Annotated in this window: 18 protein-coding genes; 13 read left to right on the forward strand and 5 right to left on the reverse strand. The window is 38.5% G+C overall.

The window, feature by feature from the left end; all coding sequences use genetic code 11:
* Positions 1-33: 33 nt before the first annotated feature.
* Complete coding sequence (locus K1720_RS05615; RefSeq protein ID WP_251947359.1) at positions 34-1,911, reverse strand: threonine--tRNA ligase; 1,878 nt, start codon at positions 1,909-1,911, stop codon at positions 34-36.
* A 122-nt stretch (positions 1,912-2,033) separates the two neighbouring features.
* On the opposite strand from K1720_RS05615, the gene K1720_RS05620 reads away from it, so the two are divergent.
* From K1720_RS05620 to K1720_RS05635, 4 genes are read left to right on the forward strand one after another with little or no spacing between them, the layout of a single operon-like run.
* Entirely contained in the window at positions 2,034-2,633 is a 600-nt protein-coding gene (locus K1720_RS05620; RefSeq protein WP_251947362.1) for an exosome complex RNA-binding protein Csl4, read from the forward strand.
* Between the two features lie 10 nt (positions 2,634-2,643).
* A complete protein-coding gene (locus tag K1720_RS05625; protein ID WP_251947364.1) occupies positions 2,644-3,273 on the forward strand; it encodes a DUF2067 family protein in 630 nt (209 codons plus the stop codon).
* Positions 3,263-3,550 carry a DNA-directed RNA polymerase subunit L gene (locus K1720_RS05630; protein ID WP_055282148.1) on the forward strand — a complete coding sequence of 96 codons (288 nt, stop codon included), beginning with the start codon at positions 3,263-3,265 and terminating at the stop codon, positions 3,548-3,550. Before K1720_RS05625 ends, K1720_RS05630 begins: the two co-directional genes overlap by 11 nt.
* A gap of 37 nt (positions 3,551-3,587) precedes the next feature.
* Complete coding sequence (locus tag K1720_RS05635) at positions 3,588-3,974, forward strand: ribonuclease III family protein (protein WP_251947367.1); 387 nt, start codon at positions 3,588-3,590, stop codon at positions 3,972-3,974.
* Here the strand turns inward: K1720_RS05635 and K1720_RS05640 are convergent.
* Positions 3,971-4,777 (reverse strand): sugar phosphate isomerase/epimerase family protein, encoded by an 807-nt coding sequence (locus tag K1720_RS05640; RefSeq protein WP_251947369.1) that lies wholly within the window; start codon positions 4,775-4,777, stop codon positions 3,971-3,973. The genes K1720_RS05635 and K1720_RS05640 overlap by 4 nt on opposite strands.
* Before the next feature lie 87 nt (positions 4,778-4,864).
* On the opposite strand from K1720_RS05640, the gene sppA reads away from it, so the two are divergent.
* Genes sppA through K1720_RS05655 form a run of 3 tightly spaced genes read left to right on the forward strand, consistent with a single transcriptional unit; the run spans position 4,865 to position 7,347 of the window.
* Complete coding sequence (gene sppA, locus K1720_RS05645) at positions 4,865-5,872, forward strand: signal peptide peptidase SppA (protein WP_251947372.1); 1,008 nt, start codon at positions 4,865-4,867, stop codon at positions 5,870-5,872.
* A gap of 4 nt (positions 5,873-5,876) precedes the next feature.
* On the forward strand, positions 5,877-6,347 hold the full coding sequence (locus K1720_RS05650; RefSeq protein WP_251947374.1) for a PH1570 family protein: 471 nt from the start codon (positions 5,877-5,879) through the stop codon (positions 6,345-6,347).
* Positions 6,348-6,351: 4 nt separating this feature from the next.
* Entirely contained in the window at positions 6,352-7,347 is a 996-nt protein-coding gene (locus tag K1720_RS05655) for an AI-2E family transporter (RefSeq protein ID WP_251947377.1), read from the forward strand.
* Here the strand turns inward: K1720_RS05655 and K1720_RS05660 are convergent.
* Entirely contained in the window at positions 7,344-7,691 is a 348-nt protein-coding gene (locus K1720_RS05660; RefSeq protein ID WP_251947380.1) for a DUF4870 domain-containing protein, read from the reverse strand. The genes K1720_RS05655 and K1720_RS05660 overlap by 4 nt on opposite strands.
* Positions 7,692-7,907: 216 nt before the next feature.
* On the opposite strand from K1720_RS05660, the gene K1720_RS05665 reads away from it, so the two are divergent.
* From K1720_RS05665 to K1720_RS05675, 3 genes are read left to right on the forward strand one after another with little or no spacing between them, the layout of a single operon-like run.
* Entirely contained in the window at positions 7,908-8,138 is a 231-nt protein-coding gene (locus tag K1720_RS05665; RefSeq protein WP_055282135.1) for a FeoA family protein, read from the forward strand.
* Positions 8,138-10,183: a ferrous iron transport protein B gene (gene feoB / locus K1720_RS05670; RefSeq protein ID WP_251947383.1), complete on the forward strand. Its 2,046-nt coding sequence runs from the start codon at positions 8,138-8,140 to the stop codon at positions 10,181-10,183. The genes K1720_RS05665 and feoB overlap by 1 nt, the downstream gene beginning before the upstream one ends.
* Before the next feature lie 19 nt (positions 10,184-10,202).
* Positions 10,203-10,454, forward strand: a complete 252-nt coding sequence (locus K1720_RS05675) for a helix-turn-helix domain-containing protein (RefSeq protein WP_251947386.1) — start codon at positions 10,203-10,205, stop codon at positions 10,452-10,454.
* An 83-nt stretch (positions 10,455-10,537) separates the two neighbouring features.
* Here the strand turns inward: K1720_RS05675 and K1720_RS05680 are convergent, their stop codons facing one another.
* Positions 10,538-11,839 (reverse strand): RNA-guided endonuclease InsQ/TnpB family protein, encoded by a 1,302-nt coding sequence (locus K1720_RS05680; protein ID WP_251950576.1) that lies wholly within the window; start codon positions 11,837-11,839, stop codon positions 10,538-10,540.
* 152 nt (positions 11,840-11,991) lie between these two features.
* Between K1720_RS05680 and K1720_RS05685 the strand changes: the two genes are divergently transcribed.
* Positions 11,992-13,233, forward strand: a complete 1,242-nt coding sequence (locus K1720_RS05685; protein ID WP_251947389.1) for a nucleotidyltransferase family protein — start codon at positions 11,992-11,994, stop codon at positions 13,231-13,233.
* 92 nt (positions 13,234-13,325) lie between these two features.
* On the opposite strand, the gene K1720_RS05690 is transcribed toward K1720_RS05685, so the two are convergent.
* A complete protein-coding gene (locus tag K1720_RS05690) occupies positions 13,326-14,126 on the reverse strand; it encodes a DNA integrity scanning protein DisA nucleotide-binding domain protein (RefSeq protein ID WP_251947392.1) in 801 nt (266 codons plus the stop codon).
* A 133-nt stretch (positions 14,127-14,259) separates the two neighbouring features.
* On the opposite strand from K1720_RS05690, the gene K1720_RS05695 reads away from it, so the two are divergent.
* The gene (locus K1720_RS05695) at positions 14,260-14,793 is read left to right on the forward strand and encodes a UbiX family flavin prenyltransferase (RefSeq protein ID WP_251947395.1); all 534 of its coding nucleotides are present in this window, start codon (positions 14,260-14,262) and stop codon (positions 14,791-14,793) included.
* A 1-nt stretch (position 14,794) separates the two neighbouring features.
* Positions 14,795-15,277 (forward strand): Lrp/AsnC family transcriptional regulator, encoded by a 483-nt coding sequence (locus tag K1720_RS05700; protein ID WP_251947398.1) that lies wholly within the window; start codon positions 14,795-14,797, stop codon positions 15,275-15,277.
* Position 15,278: the final 1 nt, after the last annotated feature.

Consider the following 15,278-nt stretch of genomic DNA (forward strand, 5'->3'; position numbering starts at 1 on the left):
TTCTTAAAAATTTTAAGGGAAGAAAGAAAAATTTCATCCCCTAAATTTTGGTCTCATGCTAACCAACAATGGTAATGGTCTCGGTTTGTAGGGGAAGCCTTCTGTTTTCTGTCTTATCTCCTTTATGAGGTCCTCGATGTGCATTTCATATTGTTTGTTATCCGTCCTCTTTCTAACTGTGATAATGCCCATTCTTTTTTCGTTTTCTCCTACTACAATTATGTATGGAATCCACTCTTTCTCAGCTTCTCTGATCTTTTTGTTAAGTCTTTCATTTCTGTCGTCTACATCAGCTCTTATCTTTGCACCTTCGAGTTTTCCAGCTACGTAGAGGGCATAATCGAGATATTTATCACTAATTGGAATTACTCTCACCTGGATTGGACTGAGCCATAAGGGATACATTGGCTTTTTGCCTTGCTTCATGAGTTTTGCCTGTTTTTCGAGTATCGCATACATTACCCTTTCTATTGCACCACTTGGCGAGCAGTGGAGGAGTAGTGGGTATTCTTCCTGCCCATCCTCGTTGTAGTAGCTTATTCCAAACCTTTGAGCGTTTTCTACATCTATCTGTACTGTACTTAGAGCAGCTGCCTTGTCAAGGTTGTCAACGAAGTTGAACTCAAACTTTAAGATGAAGTAGAAGAATCTCTGTTTCCACATCTCTATTAGCACTGGTTTGTCAATTATTTTTGCAAGTTCTACTATGAATTCTTTATTCTCATTCCAGAAATCTTCTGTGAATCTGATTGCTACTTCATAATCCTCAGGAGCTAGCCCCACACCTTTGAGAACTTCCATACTTAGCTTGTATTGTTTTTTGAATTCTTCCATGGCCTGCTGTAAGTCTTTAGCCACTGTGTGCATATCAGGCATTGTAAAGGCTCTTAATCTCCTGAGTCCGCTTAATTCTCCTCTCTTTTCTCTTCTAAATGAATACCTGGTTAATTCATACATCTTCAGAGGCAGGTGGCGGTAGCTTATTGTGGCGTCCTTCTTTATGAGGAACTGGCCAAAACAGGCGGCGAATCTAAGGAAGAACTTCTTATCTCCACTTTTCACAACATATTGTCTTGCAGGGAAACGATTTAGGTATTTCTCAAGTGCTGGGTGTTCGAAGTCATACATGATTGGGGTCTCCACTTCCATTGCGCCATATTCTATGACTTTCTCAGTTACGTAATTCTCGAGAAGAGACTTGATTAGTCTTCCCTTAGGATAATAGCGAAGGTTTCCAGGGTCACTTCCCTCTTCATAATCAACAAGCTCTTGCTCGAGCATTATCTTTACGTGAGGTGGTTCCTCCGTAACAACCCTGCTTTTGCTTATCTCATAATTGGCGAACTTCCTAAGGTTCTCATGACCAGAAAAGTCGAATTTATCTACTTCTATGAGCTCTCCCTCGGGTGTTAGGATGTACCAGTAACTTACAAGTTCTTCTTCTTTCTTTAATGCCTCTGGGACTTCTTCCTCTTTTTTAGCCTCTCCGGGCACTATTGTTCTTGAGAGTTCTGCTAAGGGATGGCCTTTACAACTTAGTTTAAATGCTTTGTAATATCCGAATGGAGCTCGCTTAACGTTGTACTCCTTCTCTTTAAGCTTTTCTTCTATCTTTTTGAGAATTTTTAGAGCAATCTCAGGTGAACCGAGTTCACTGCTTAAATGGGCAAATGGATAAACAAAAATATTCTTTGTTTTTACTTGAGAAGCAACATCCTCTATCTCTTTTATAGCCTTATCCACGACTTCATCAGGATTCTGTTCGTCAACTTTTTCAACACTCATGAATACTGCGAGAACTTCGTCTAGTTTTCCTATTTTTTGATCTTCCTTTATTTCTTCAGGTTTTTTGAGTGCTTTACCTTTTACCTCATATTCAAGATAGTCACTGTGTATTAGGAGCATTCTCATTTATATCACCACCTCATTTCTATTGGCAAAACTACATAAAAGTTGCCATCAACCTTTTTATAGGCTTTCCCTATCCATAAACTTAAAAGTTCGGAAGGGCTAAGTCTAGTGGTGGTGGGTAGATGGATGAAGGAAAAAAGAAGATAATAAAAAATGGGGATATAGTTCTTCCTGGGGATTATCTTGGGGTTATTGAGGAATTTCTCCCAGGCGAGGGGATAATCGAGGAAAATGGCGAGCTTTATGCTGCCAGAGCCGGTAGAGTTAAAATTGATCTCGAAAAAATTGAGATTTCAGTAGACCCTATCACTGACACTCCGCCACTTCCGCAGGTGGGTGACACTGTCATAGCAAGAGTGATTGAAGTAAAGCCACAGGCTGCGATAGTCCAGCTGCTTAAAATTGAAGGGAGAAAGGGTTATAGAGAGATAGCAACTTCAAAGTTGGCTGGTATCCATATTTCTCAAGTTAGGGAGGGATATGTGGAATCCATGAATAATGAGTTCAAAATCGGTGATATAGTTAGAGCAAAGGTTTTAACCAATGAAAAAAGCCCGATACAGCTTACAACAAAAGAGTTGGATTTAGGTGTGATTTACGCATTATGTTCTTCATGTAGAATACCTTTAGTAAGAAGAGGTAATGTGTTGGTGTGTCCTAAATGTGGGAGAACTGAAGCTAGAAAGTTATCTGCGTATTATAGAAAACTGAAGTTGGAGTAAGGTGTAAGCTATGAGGGCAAAGAAGGTTATAGTCATTCATGTTAAAGATGATATAGAAAAGGAAGAGTTAATGAAAGAGCTTCAAAAGCTCGAATTGCCTGCTTTTATTTATGTTCATGGCAAATTGAACTCTCTCAAGATCAATATTCAGGGTACGAAAGACGAAATAAGAGAGGCCATGCAAAAAGTTAGAGAAATACATTATAAAGTCCGTTCTCGCCTCTATCCTAATAAAAAGGGGTTTTATCAATATGATGTAGATGATATTTTTAGAGAGGCAGGGGTGACCATATCAATTCCAATATTGATAAAAACTCTTGAACTTCTGGGGGAGTATAGTGAACTCAAGGAGGATAAGCTCATAAGCTCCCTACCATGGGAAGAGATTGTAGAATTAGTTAAAAAACTTGGAGGAATACTGAGTGATATCTCTCTTCAAACTACTAGGCAGATAAGGGAGGTTGTTATTCCACTAGCAGCAACTTTTGATATTGACCCTCAGGATGTTTTGGAGTTCGCTGTTGATTTTGGAGTTGCGGAATATAAGGAAGATAAGTTTAAATACGAACTTGTGAAGAATAAGGAGCAGGCGATGGAAATCATGCTTAAAAAATTGAGAGGTGAGGAAAATGAAAATTGAACTTATAAAGCGTGACGAGAATTTGCTTGAGTTTTACTTGATAGGAGAGGATCATACCTTTGCCAACTTGCTAAATGAGGTGCTCCACGAGAACAAGCATGTCACATTTGCCGCATATACTATAGAGCATCCTGTGCTAATGGCAAGAAAACCAAAGTTTAGAATAGTCACTGATGGCAAAATAACCCCAGAGAAAGCTTTGGAAGATGCAGCTCAGAAGATATTCGACAAGGCTAAGGATGTTCTTGAAGTTTGGGAAAAGACTACAAAAGAGTGAGTTTCTTTTTACCTTTTACTCGGAAGGGGTTAGAATAATGAGATATTCTAAAGATTTTACGGATAAGAATCTCTCTAAGTTTGGGGATTCTCTTATTAATTTTATCTTCTCTTTGGCACTTAGTGAGTATCTTGATCATCCGAGTGCTGGTAGAGTTCCTAATGCTTCTTTGACAATAGCTCTTGAAAAATCTGGTCTTCTTCATCATGTTCCGCCAAGAACAGATAAGCATGGAAAAGGTGATATAGCCGAGGCCATCATTGCTTACGCATGGCTTGAAAAAATAATAAGTATAGAAGAAGCTGTAAAGATACTATGGGAAAATCTCTCTCCTGAGGTTACACATCCCTCAAGAAAAAAAGAAGTAATCGGAAATGCTTTTGGAGAGCTCTTGAAGATTATAAAAGAGAGATTGGAACTTTAGATACTTGTTAGTAGCTCTATTAAGCCCTTCTTTGTCGGAAGTGTTGCAAAGGTGTCTGGGTCTTTTATTTTAAGCAAAAGTGGTACGTCTCCAAATAGCTTAAGGGTTTTTCCAAAGGGTATTTTCCCTTCTCCTGGCATTAGATGGAGGTCACCCACTCCATAGGCTAAAGTGTCCTCCGGTTCTACTTGTGGAGAGAGTTTTCCAAAGTTATCGTGGATCATGAGTATTATCGTTTTTTCTGTTCCAAGTTTTACGTCTTCTAAGAATCTATTTTCATCTCCCTGAGCGCTGAGGAATGCATGGCCGAGATCAAGGGCAAATCCTACATTCTCCTTGTTAACACTTTCAACGACATATAGGGTGTCTTTAACACTATATGTATTTTCAAGAGCTATTTTAATTCCAAAACTCTCTGCCATATCTGCAAGTTGTTGGAGAGCTTCTATCTCTAAGTCTAATCTTCCAGTACGTCCGCTTTGCATGACAACTATCTTTGCACCAAGTTTTATTGCTACGTCAATCACAGCTCTAGCTACTTTGAAGTGTCGGGTGTAGTATACACTGTCTCTGAGGTTCACTGAAAGAGGCATTCTGATAGTGTAGTTTACTCCAACTCCCTTTAATGCATTCTCCACTGAGCGAAGATTTTTCTCTACTACCTGGCCGTTCTTAATGAGGCCAAGAGCATGTGGAAATATTTGAACAAAATCATAATCTTTAATTTTTAGATCCGCCAAAACAGACGGGAGGGCTTTTCCTTTGTTTACAAAGTGTGGATAAATACTTACTCCTATCTCCATGTTTTACACCTTTTCATGCTTTTGTTAAAGATTATGGGAACACCAAATTTAAAAGTTTCCAAAGTTATTTCATTTTAGGTGATTCTAATGGAGAGAGAGGTATGGAAATATCTTAGCTTCATTCTTATGCTACTCTTAGCCTTAGCAGCAGTTGGAAATGTTCTCCTTTATATTAACAATAATGAACTTCAGAGAGCTATCCAAGAACGAGCTAATATCACTGTAATATATAATGAAACTGTGAGGGAAATCGAAAGCAATGCTACTTTGGCCCTTCAAGCAAAAATAGATGAACTTCAGAGGGAACTTGAGTACATAAAAAGCCAATTGAGAGCTAATAAGACTGAGAAATCAAATGCCACAATAGCCATTCTTCCAGTTGTTGGTCCTATTGATGAGAGCACGGCTGTTACAACAATCTCCAAAATAAGGCAAATACGGAAGGACGACAATGTTGTTGGTGTGATCCTATGGATTGAAAGCCCGGGAGGGTATGTAGGGCCGGTAATAACAATTTACAAAGAATTAAGAAAACTATCCTACGAGAAACCCATAGTAGTGTATACAGGAGGATTAGCGGCTTCTGGAGGATATTTCCTGGCTTGTGCTGCGGATAAGATAATTGCAGATCCTCTCGCTGAGGTAGGGAGTATAGGAGTTATCTACGTCCACTATAACCTGGAACAAAACTATGCTCAAAATGGAATAAAAGTAAATGTCTTTAAAACTGGGAAATATAAAGATATGGGTGCTGAATGGAGAGACCTAACAGATGAAGAGCGAGAGATGATAAAAAATGAAATTAATACTTATTTTGAATACTTCCTTCAGGTAGTAAGTGAGGGAAGAAAGCTTGACATGAATACGACAAGACAGTATGGCGATGGGAGAGTGTGGTTTGCAAGTGAAGTTAAGGGAACCTTGGTAGATGAGACAGGAGACTTGGATTATGCAATAACGGTACTAGAAAATATGTTAGGAATAAAAAGTGCCAACGTTGTGCTTTATGATACTCAGAAAATAGATTTTGGGATTTATGAGAGCTCCTCGCTTTATATGCCCTCAAATTATGTGGTCTCATACATCAGGAGGTGAAAATATGAAATGCGAGGAGCACCTTGAAGTATTTGAAAATGGATTCGAAGATGGGAAATTCAACTTACGAGTTGAATATTATGGAGGGGATGGTAGGAGAACATTACTTGCCATTATATATGATCTCTATCAGCCAATTTATGGGCCTGAATATGTTTATCCATTTGAATGTGCCAAGGACTTCTGGGGAGTTTATATGGATGCAGAGGAGGTAGTGGGGGAAGAATACCACTTAGGAAAACCAAAATTTATCACCCGATCCTTAGTTGACAGAGTTAATAGCTCACTAGATGGAATGGAACTCCCAGATGAGATTAAACATTCGATTGATATTAAGAATGCAGAGATCTATAAACTTAAAGAGGGTTTATTAGTTATTGGAAGGAACTTCTTGTTCGATGAAGCAAGAAAGATACTATTTGTATTTAACAAACCTCAGGTGAAGGATCTACTCCTTAAATACTTAAGGAGATGATAATATGGAAACTGAACATGTTATTTGGATTGTTGTCTCGTTGATAATTCTTTTCATGGTTTGGAAGACTGTTGAGCCGCTTATTACACCGATAATTTTTGCTTTGACTGTTGCATATATTCTTCATCCTGCACATACAAAGCTTACCCAGAAAATTGGGGCAAAAAACTCTGCTATTGCACTTTCAGTATTCATGAGTTTGCTTCTCCTTGGTTTTATTTTTGGAATAGCTTTGTGGTTTAGAGATGTCACAAGCTCTCTTATATTGTACATAAATGAAGCATTTGAATGGTTTGTGAGTTTAGACCTTCCTCTTGATATACGGCAGTCAACAGCTATTTTGCTTGAAAGAGTTTCTGCAAAGTTAAGTGAATATCTTCTTAGTTACACCCTTTCAATACCTAAGCTCCTTCTTCAAGCTGTTATCTTTATCGTTGTGTTTTATGGTATATTGACACACTCTCATGTTCTTTTAAACGAAGTTTACCGTCTTTTACCAGAAGAAAGAAGAGATCTTGGAATCGAACTAATTAACAAGGCTAGAGATACTCTGAATGCTATTTTGAGAACATGGCTCATGCTGAGTATCTTTAAAGGCTTTATACTAACTTTAGGATTTTATGTGTTTGGAATAGCAGATTTGAGTGGATCAATAGCGGCAGGGATTCTTTGTATTGTCCTTGAACTCCTTCCAGTAATTGGCGGGTGGTTAGTATGGCTAGCAGGAGCAATATATCTTCTTACCCGAGGAGAAATCTTTGCGGGAATCATGTTTGGGATTTATGGGGCCCTTCTTATATCTCCTGTACCCGATATTACAGTTAGGCCCAAGCTCGTTGCAGAAGGTGCAAAAATGAACTCTGCAATAGTGCTAATTGGGATTTTTGGGGGTATAATGGCTTTTGGAATAAAAGGAATTATAATCGGACCCGTAGTATTGGGCCTTCTTTCAACCCTATTAGAAGAGTGGAAGGAACAAAAGGAAAGAAAAGGGATCTAAATATTAATTTTTCCTAATTGTTTTTCTGCTATTTCTCCCACTATTGGGAATTTATAGTATTCCCCTTGGTATGCTTTTACCATTCCGACTATCCATAGAATAAATCCAACAAGTCCAAGGAGCATTCCAAGAATCCATCCAAGGAATGGTATGAATCCTAATATGAAACTTACTATCATAATTCCCAAGAAGGTTATCGTTGACTGCATTGCGTGGAATCTTACAAAATCGCTGTCTTTTTCAAGCAACAGGAAGAGTATCCCTGTTAACCAACCTAACAGATAAGCTAATGCTCCTTCTATATTTTCTTCAAGTCCAAGAGATGTTTTCTTTTCTTCATCCATTTTGGGTCCTCCATTATATTTTTGTCATTAATTTATTGTATGTTTATCTTTAAAATAGTTTGCATTTTTATAGCTGATAAGAGCACTCAGCTGATATTAGAAATGAACCGTTTTGTTTGATATTAAAACTCTCTGAGGATATTAGACTTACCAAATCTTTTTAAGGGACTCTATCCACTCTATAAATGGAATTAGGCTTACCTAACGGTGATGCTCATGTATGTACGATTAGCTCAGATGCGGGAAGGAGAACATGGGGTTGTGGTCGATGTACAAGGAGGACATAGGGCTAGACAACGACTTTTGGGGATGGGAATTGCTCCAGGAACTAAAATAGTAGTTATAAAATCTGGAAATCCTGGACCATACATAGTAGGTATTGGGAATACACGTCTTGCTATAGGAAGTGGAATTGCAGAGAGAATTATTGTAAGGAGGGGATTCTAGTGGCTTCCTGTTGTGATGTTAAAGAGATTCCCAAGGAGAAAAAACGAGGTTTGAAAGTTGTAGCATTATCAGGTAATCCAAATGTAGGAAAAACCACAATATTCAATAGATTAACTGGGTTGAGACAGCATGTAGGAAACTGGCCTGGTGTAACTGTTGAGAAAAAGGAAGGAATAATGAAGTATCATAATAAGGAATTTTTAGTTGTGGATTTGCCTGGGACTTATTCTCTCACTGCTAATTCTATCGACGAGCTCATTGCAAGGAATTTTCTACTTAGTGGAAATGCTGATGTTGTGATAGATATTGTTGATGCTTCCTGTCTTATGAGAAATCTCTTTTTAACAATGGAGATATTTGAAATGGGGGTAAAAAACATAGTAATTGCTCTTAACAAGATAGATACTGCAAAAAAGAGGGGAATAAGCTTTGATGTGAGAAAAATGGAGAAAGTGCTGGGAGTACCAGTGGTTCCCACTAATGCTAAAGAAGGAATGGGATTGGAAGAGTTAAAGAATGTAGTATATCTGATGACAAGAGGAAAGATCACTACAAATCCAATCACTCCAATTTATGAAGACCCTATAGAAAAGGAAATAGAGCATATATCAGCGATTTTAAAGGAAACACCTCTGGCGCAGATGTATAATCTTAGATGGCTTTCTATAAAACTTCTCACGAGGGATCAGGAAGTAATAAAGCTAGTGTTGAAATATCTAGGGCCCGGAAAAATGGATGAAATACTTACGCATATAAGTGAGCTGGAGGTTCATTACAAACGTTCTTTGGATATAGTTATTGCAAATCAAAAGTATGAATTTATTGATAAGCTAATGCACCAGTTTGTTCTTCAATTTGGAGAAATTAAAGATACTTTCAGTGATCACGTGGATAGGATTCTTACACACCCCGTTTATGGGATTTTGGGCCTTCTTGCTGTGTTTTATGTTTTATTTAAGTTTGTATTCACGATTGGGACTCCACTACAGGAATTTTTAGACAATACTTTTGTGTCTTTTGGTGAATTTGTAGCCTCTCATATAGGGAATGAGACGATTAGAGGACTGGTCGCTGATGGAATCATAGGTGGAGTTGGTTCGGTACTAAGCTTTTTCCCCTTAGTCTTCTTACTCTTTGTTGCAATGTCAGTTCTTGAAGATAGTGGATACATGGCAAGAGCAGCCACTGTTATGGAAAGAATTATGCGAAGATTTGGACTTCCCGGAAAGAGTTTTATTCCAATGGTACTTGCGTTTGGTTGTAATGTCCCAGCAATAATGGCTACAAGGACTCTGGAGGACGAGAGGGATAGAATACTTACCATGCTTGTAAATCCTCTTGTACCATGCAGTGCAAGAATGGTTGTGATAACATTTTTAGCGGGCGCGTTTTTCACTGAACACAAGGCCCTTATTGCTGTAGGGATATATGCAATTTCACTCTTTCTTGCTCTCCTCTCAGGTTTGTTACTTGGGAAGTTTGTTGTCAAGGGAGAGGAGAGTCCATTTGTAATAGAGCTTCCTGAGTACTCTCTACCTTCATGGAAGATCGCTATAGTTCACTCTTGGGAAAGAAGCAAAGAATTTCTCAGAAAGGCAGGCACAGTGATACTTTTTGGTTCAATAGCAATATGGTACTTGAGTAGTTATCCACAATCTATAGGGAGCGGCCTGAGCTATGCAGAAAAGCTTGGAATGTTCTTTGAGCCGTTTACAAGATTGATGGGACTCGACTGGAAAGCAGCAGTAAGTTTGATTTTTGGCATAATTGCAAAGGAAAACGTTATTGCAACTTATGGAATTATATACGGGATAGGGGAGAGTGAAGAGGTTTTAATAACACTAATGCGAACTGCAATGACTTCATTACAGGCTTTTGTTCTTGCTCTGGTAACTACCCTATATATTCCATGCATAGCTACTATTGGAGCAATAAGAGCAGAGGGAGGAAACAAATGGGCATTGGTTGCTACAGTATACAATCTAGTACTGGCCAGTCTCATAGGGATCTTGGTTTACAATTTGGGCCGTCTTCTTGGCTTTTGATTTATTTTAGGTGATTGATATGGGGAAGTTAGATGAAGTATTGGCTTTAATAAAAGAGGGAACTAGAACAACTGGGGAAATAGCCCAGCGGTTAAACTTAAGTATTGAGGAAGTAGAGGGTATAATAAGGGTCCTCGAGAGTTTAGGGTATGTTGAGAAGATTAAGATAAACCCTTCATGTAATACTTGCCCATTGAAGAAAATATGTCCTGGTAGTTGTGTTGTGTTTAAAGGGAATATCTATGAAGTTAAGAGGGATGACGAAAAATAGACATTTATTGGAAATGTGTCCACTAGAGGCATATTTAATACACCTGACCTCCTTCCCGTCGTGAAGGGCGAGGGTTCTAACAATCAACCCCTCGCTATTGACGGGGAGGTTTGAGGGGTTTCATTAAAGCCCACCTTAATGGGGCTTTTCAACCCCTCCGGGAGGGCCTTCCCCCAATTACCCTTACCCGCCGTTAAACCCGGCAGGCTCGGGGTTATCTTTTCAGCAACCTTCTTTAAAATATTGAAAGCACCAACCAAATCAGCATTCATTACAAGCCCTTCCACGGGACACTTAAACAAACCACGAACAAACCTAGCCCCTTCATGGGGCTTCCCGCAGAAGGGACAAAGCTTTGAAGTAAAAGCCTCATCAACAAGCAGGACTTGAATACCAAACTCTTCAGCAACTTCACTCAAGCGTTTAATAACAGTATTGAACCGCCACACGTGGGAAAGAATGAAATTCTGCTTTTTACCCTTCTCAGAATTCCTTGCAATGCCTTTTGGATAACCCACGATTATTCTGCTAACGCCTAATTGGTAAAGTTTCTCAACAATTTGCCTTACTACAGTGTTAATGTAGTGTTTTGCCTGTAATTTGGCCTTCTCATGCATTCTCTTGAGTTTTCTGCTCTTCTTTGCTCCCGATTTGTTGAGTTTTGACTGGTACTCTGCAATCCTCTTCTGCCAGTAGAAAGCAATGCTTTTTAGTGGCCTCCCATTCATGAGAAAACTTTCACCATTCTCGACATAGACCGCCATTAAGTTGTTCACTCCCAAGTCAATGCCAGCAGTTAAGTTGCTTAACGGTTTTCTCGGGAGTTTAATCCAGCCATTTCCATCCAATCTTTCCTCAACTTTTGAAATTGTGACGTGAGCATACCACTTCCGCTTCACAGGATTGTAAATTAATTCTAACCTCCCTTGCTTGCCCTTCAAGTGAATCCTACCCTTGAATTGAACTTCCAATCGTTTAAATTTTCCAAGACCTTGAAGGGTTAATTTATTCCCCTCAATTTTATATTGAGTGTTCCTAAGAATTATGAGTGGTTTTCCCTTCCTTTTATAGCCTGGTGGGTTTGGTTTTAACCACTTGGGAAGTTCTTTACTCTTCTTCATTCTGATTTGCGAGAAGAAGTCCCGCCAGGCTTCAGCATTCTTCCTGCAAACTTGTTGGACTGTTGCTGATCCAATTTCACGCTTGTATTTTTCGTAAACGATTTTTTCAGTCTTGTTAAAATCCACAATTTCGTGGTTAAAGAATTGTTGCCTGCGAAGATAATTCACTTCATTCCAAACTTTTGTGCTAATGCTGGCTAACTCGAGGAGTACTCTTTCTTGGGCTTTTGAGGGTTGGAGTTTTAGTGTTACTGTTCGTTTTATCATTGTTAATAGTATGATTCTTAGACTTTAAAAAAGTAACGCTTTCCAGCTCAAAAGCTTGCTTTAGAATTCCCGCATCCCCGCCCCAAAGGCCGAGGCTTTCACGAGGTAAAATATTTAAGCCCCCATCCCGATGTATTATTGGTGATGATATGAAGGCAGTTATTCTTGCTGGTGGTTTTGGAACAAGATTAAGGCCACTCTCCTCAACCAGACCTAAACCCATGATTCCAGTTCTTGGTAGGCCAAATTTGCAATACATTCTTGAGAACCTGGAAAAAATACCCGAAATTGACGAGATTATCCTTTCAGTCCACTATATGAGGGGTGAGATTAGAGAGTTCATTGAAGATAAAATGAGTGATTACCCAAAAGACATCCGCTTTGTTAACGATCCAATGCCTCTAGAAACAGGTGGGGCACTCAAAAACGTTGAAGATGTTGTAGACGACGAATTCCTGGTTATCTATGGTGATGTGTTTACCAACTTCAACTTTGAGGCACTTATAAAGGCTCACAAAGAGAGGGAAGGTATTATAACAGTAGCCCTTACAAAGGTTTATGATCCTGAGAAATATGGTGTTGTAGTCACGGATGAAGAAGGGAGGATCGTTGATTTTGAAGAGAAGCCACTAAAACCAAAGAGCAACCTTGTAGATGCTGGAATTTACATGGTAAGTAAAGAAGTTCTCAAAGAGATACCCAAAGGAAAAGAGGTCTATTTTGAGAGAGAAATCCTCCCCCGATTCGTTGCTCAGGGATTAGTGTATGGTTACATGATGCCAAGGGAGACTTATTGGGTGGATCTAGGAACTCCAGAGGATTTCTTCTATGCTCATCAACTGATACTTGATGAAATTGCAAAGAATAATGGATATTATACAGTTAAAGAGGATGCCGAGGTTCCTGAGGATGTGGAGATACAAGGGCCGGTTTACATAGATAGTGGCGTAAAAATAGGCCATGGAGTCAAGATTAAAGCATATACCTACATTGGACCAAACACAATTATAGAGGATAGAGCTTACATTAAGAGATCGATTCTTCTAGGATATGACATAATAAAAGAGAGAAGCGAACTAAAAGACTCAATACTCGGAGAAGGAGTTGTGGTTGGAAGAAACGTTATCTTGAAAGAGAATGCTGTGATTGGAGATTACGCTAGGATATATGATAATCTTGTCATATATGGCGCTAAGGTATTGCCTTGGAAGAAAGTGGAAGAATATGAAGCTTACTTAAGGATAAAGTTAGACCCAACAAAAGTTAGGCCTGAACTTACACCAGAGAGATGTCCTTTAGGGTTACCCGAGTGTATTTATACGAAATTTAAAGCAATAGCAACAGAGAAGCCACCATGTGATGAGTGTATTGAGAACCAGTGGCTCTTCTGAGCTTTATCTTTTTTAAAATTTTACATTTTTCTTCTGAGCGCCTCGCTCTTTAATGTGGAAGGATGTCAGCGTTAGGATAAATATAACTAAGTTTAATGCAATCTTGGATTGTATTCAAAGATAATTTTTCCGTTTTTAAACACTCTAACAATTCCACTCTCTGATACAGTTATTACAATAGCTTTTGTTAGTTTGGAAATTCCCGCAGCTGCTAAATGTCTCCCTCCCAGTCCTGAAGGGACGTGAACATTTATTTTCTTAAAGTCAATATCAAGATACCTACCTGCACATAATACTCTGCCCGACTTGTTTATGATAAATGCTCCGTCTAAGAATGCGAATTCCTTTATTATCTCCCTCGTATTCCGATCTAGGATATTTATTTTGTATCCCTTGAATGGGTTAGGAACCATCTGATGAGAGTGGCGGATAACGTTTCGGGTATCCCCTATTACAAATATAGTTCCAACAGGTTTTCCTTCTCGGCCTTCTAGACTTAATTCTATTGCTAGTTCAAGAACTTCTTGGAAAATATGCTCTATCTGTGAGAAAAACTCATCTCGTACTTCAACAGTCTTTTCAGCTTTTTGAATTCCGACAGTTGAGGGTGTGACATAGACAAAGAGTTCGCCTTCTTGGATTATTCCATTGGCTATCATAAAGCTTGAAGCTAGATTCACAAGGTTTTTTGATCCGAGAGATAAAGGCAGGGGAAGATGTTGAAAGTTAGAAGCTTCTTTATCGGACTCTTTTCCAATTATAAGAATTGGAATTTTCATTTTTGGTCGGTATTGAGAAGGAATCCCAATTATAACTAATGCCTTAGCATCTAGAGCATTTGTGATTTCTATAGCTTTTTTGAGTAATATTCTAGCATGTTCACCCTCTTTCATCTTCTTCCCTAATTTAAGTTATAAGTAGTGGGTATTTATAAATATTTTTTAAATAAGTAAGTAGCGCCTTGAAGGTTAACAAGTGTTTTAAACACTGAGTCCGGATTTCTATTTAGGTTGAGAGGTGTGAATTATGAGAGTGGTAATTGCAATTACTGGTGCAAGTGGTGTAATTTATGGAGTCCGTTTGACAGAAGTTTTAAGGGACTTAGGTCATGATGTCATCTCGATTGCATCAGATACTGGTTTAAAAGTTATAAAACATGAGTTGGATGTTGATTTTGAGCCTGATTTTCATGAGCGTGATTTGTTTGCGCCCATAGCTTCAGGGTCTTATAAATTTGATGCTCTTGTAATTGCTCCATGTTCAATGAAAACATTGAGTGCAATAGCAAACGGGTTTGCTGATAACCTTATCACAAGAGCAGCTGATGTGGCTCTAAAGGAACGTAGAAAACTAATTCTTTTGGTTAGAGAGACTCCTTTGAACCTAATTCACCTAGAAAATATGTTGAAAGTTACCCAAGCTGGAGGAGTTATTATGCCAGCATCTCCAGGCTTTTATCATCACCCCCAAAATTTAAACGATATAGTTAATTTTATAATTGGAAAAATTTTAGACATTCTTGGAGTCTCTCATAATTTATACAAAAGATGGGGGGAATAATGTGGTATATCTTGATGACTTGGATAGAGAAATTTTGAAGCTTCTAAAAGAAGACGCCCGTATAACAATCTCCGAAATTGGTGAACGACTTGGTAAGCCTGAATCTACCATCCATTTCAGGATAAAGAAACTTATTGAAAGAGGGATCATAGAGAGGTATACTATAGTCTTAGGTGAGAGTGCTAGGCCAAAAGAAATAGCTTTTGTAATTTTAGAGTTAGAAAAACCTGTTATTGAAGATTTCCTAAGCAAGTATCTTGAATATGTTTCACGGAATTTAGCAATGCTACCTCATATTCTGTTAGTTGGAAAGACTAAAGATGAGCGGATAATTGCACTAATTGGTGCTGAAGATAGGGAGGAACTTACAAAGTTCATTGAAGAAAATATTAAAAGCATACCTAGTGTAAAAGAGGTTTTAGTTTATCATGTTGAAGACTTCAAAAAAGGAGAGGAAATTAAGGGGCTTTTAATAGGGATCTGAG

Origin of the sequence: Thermococcus argininiproducens (assembly GCF_023746595.1) — an archaeon.
GTDB classification, from domain to species: Archaea; Methanobacteriota_B; Thermococci; order Thermococcales; family Thermococcaceae; genus Thermococcus_A; species Thermococcus_A argininiproducens.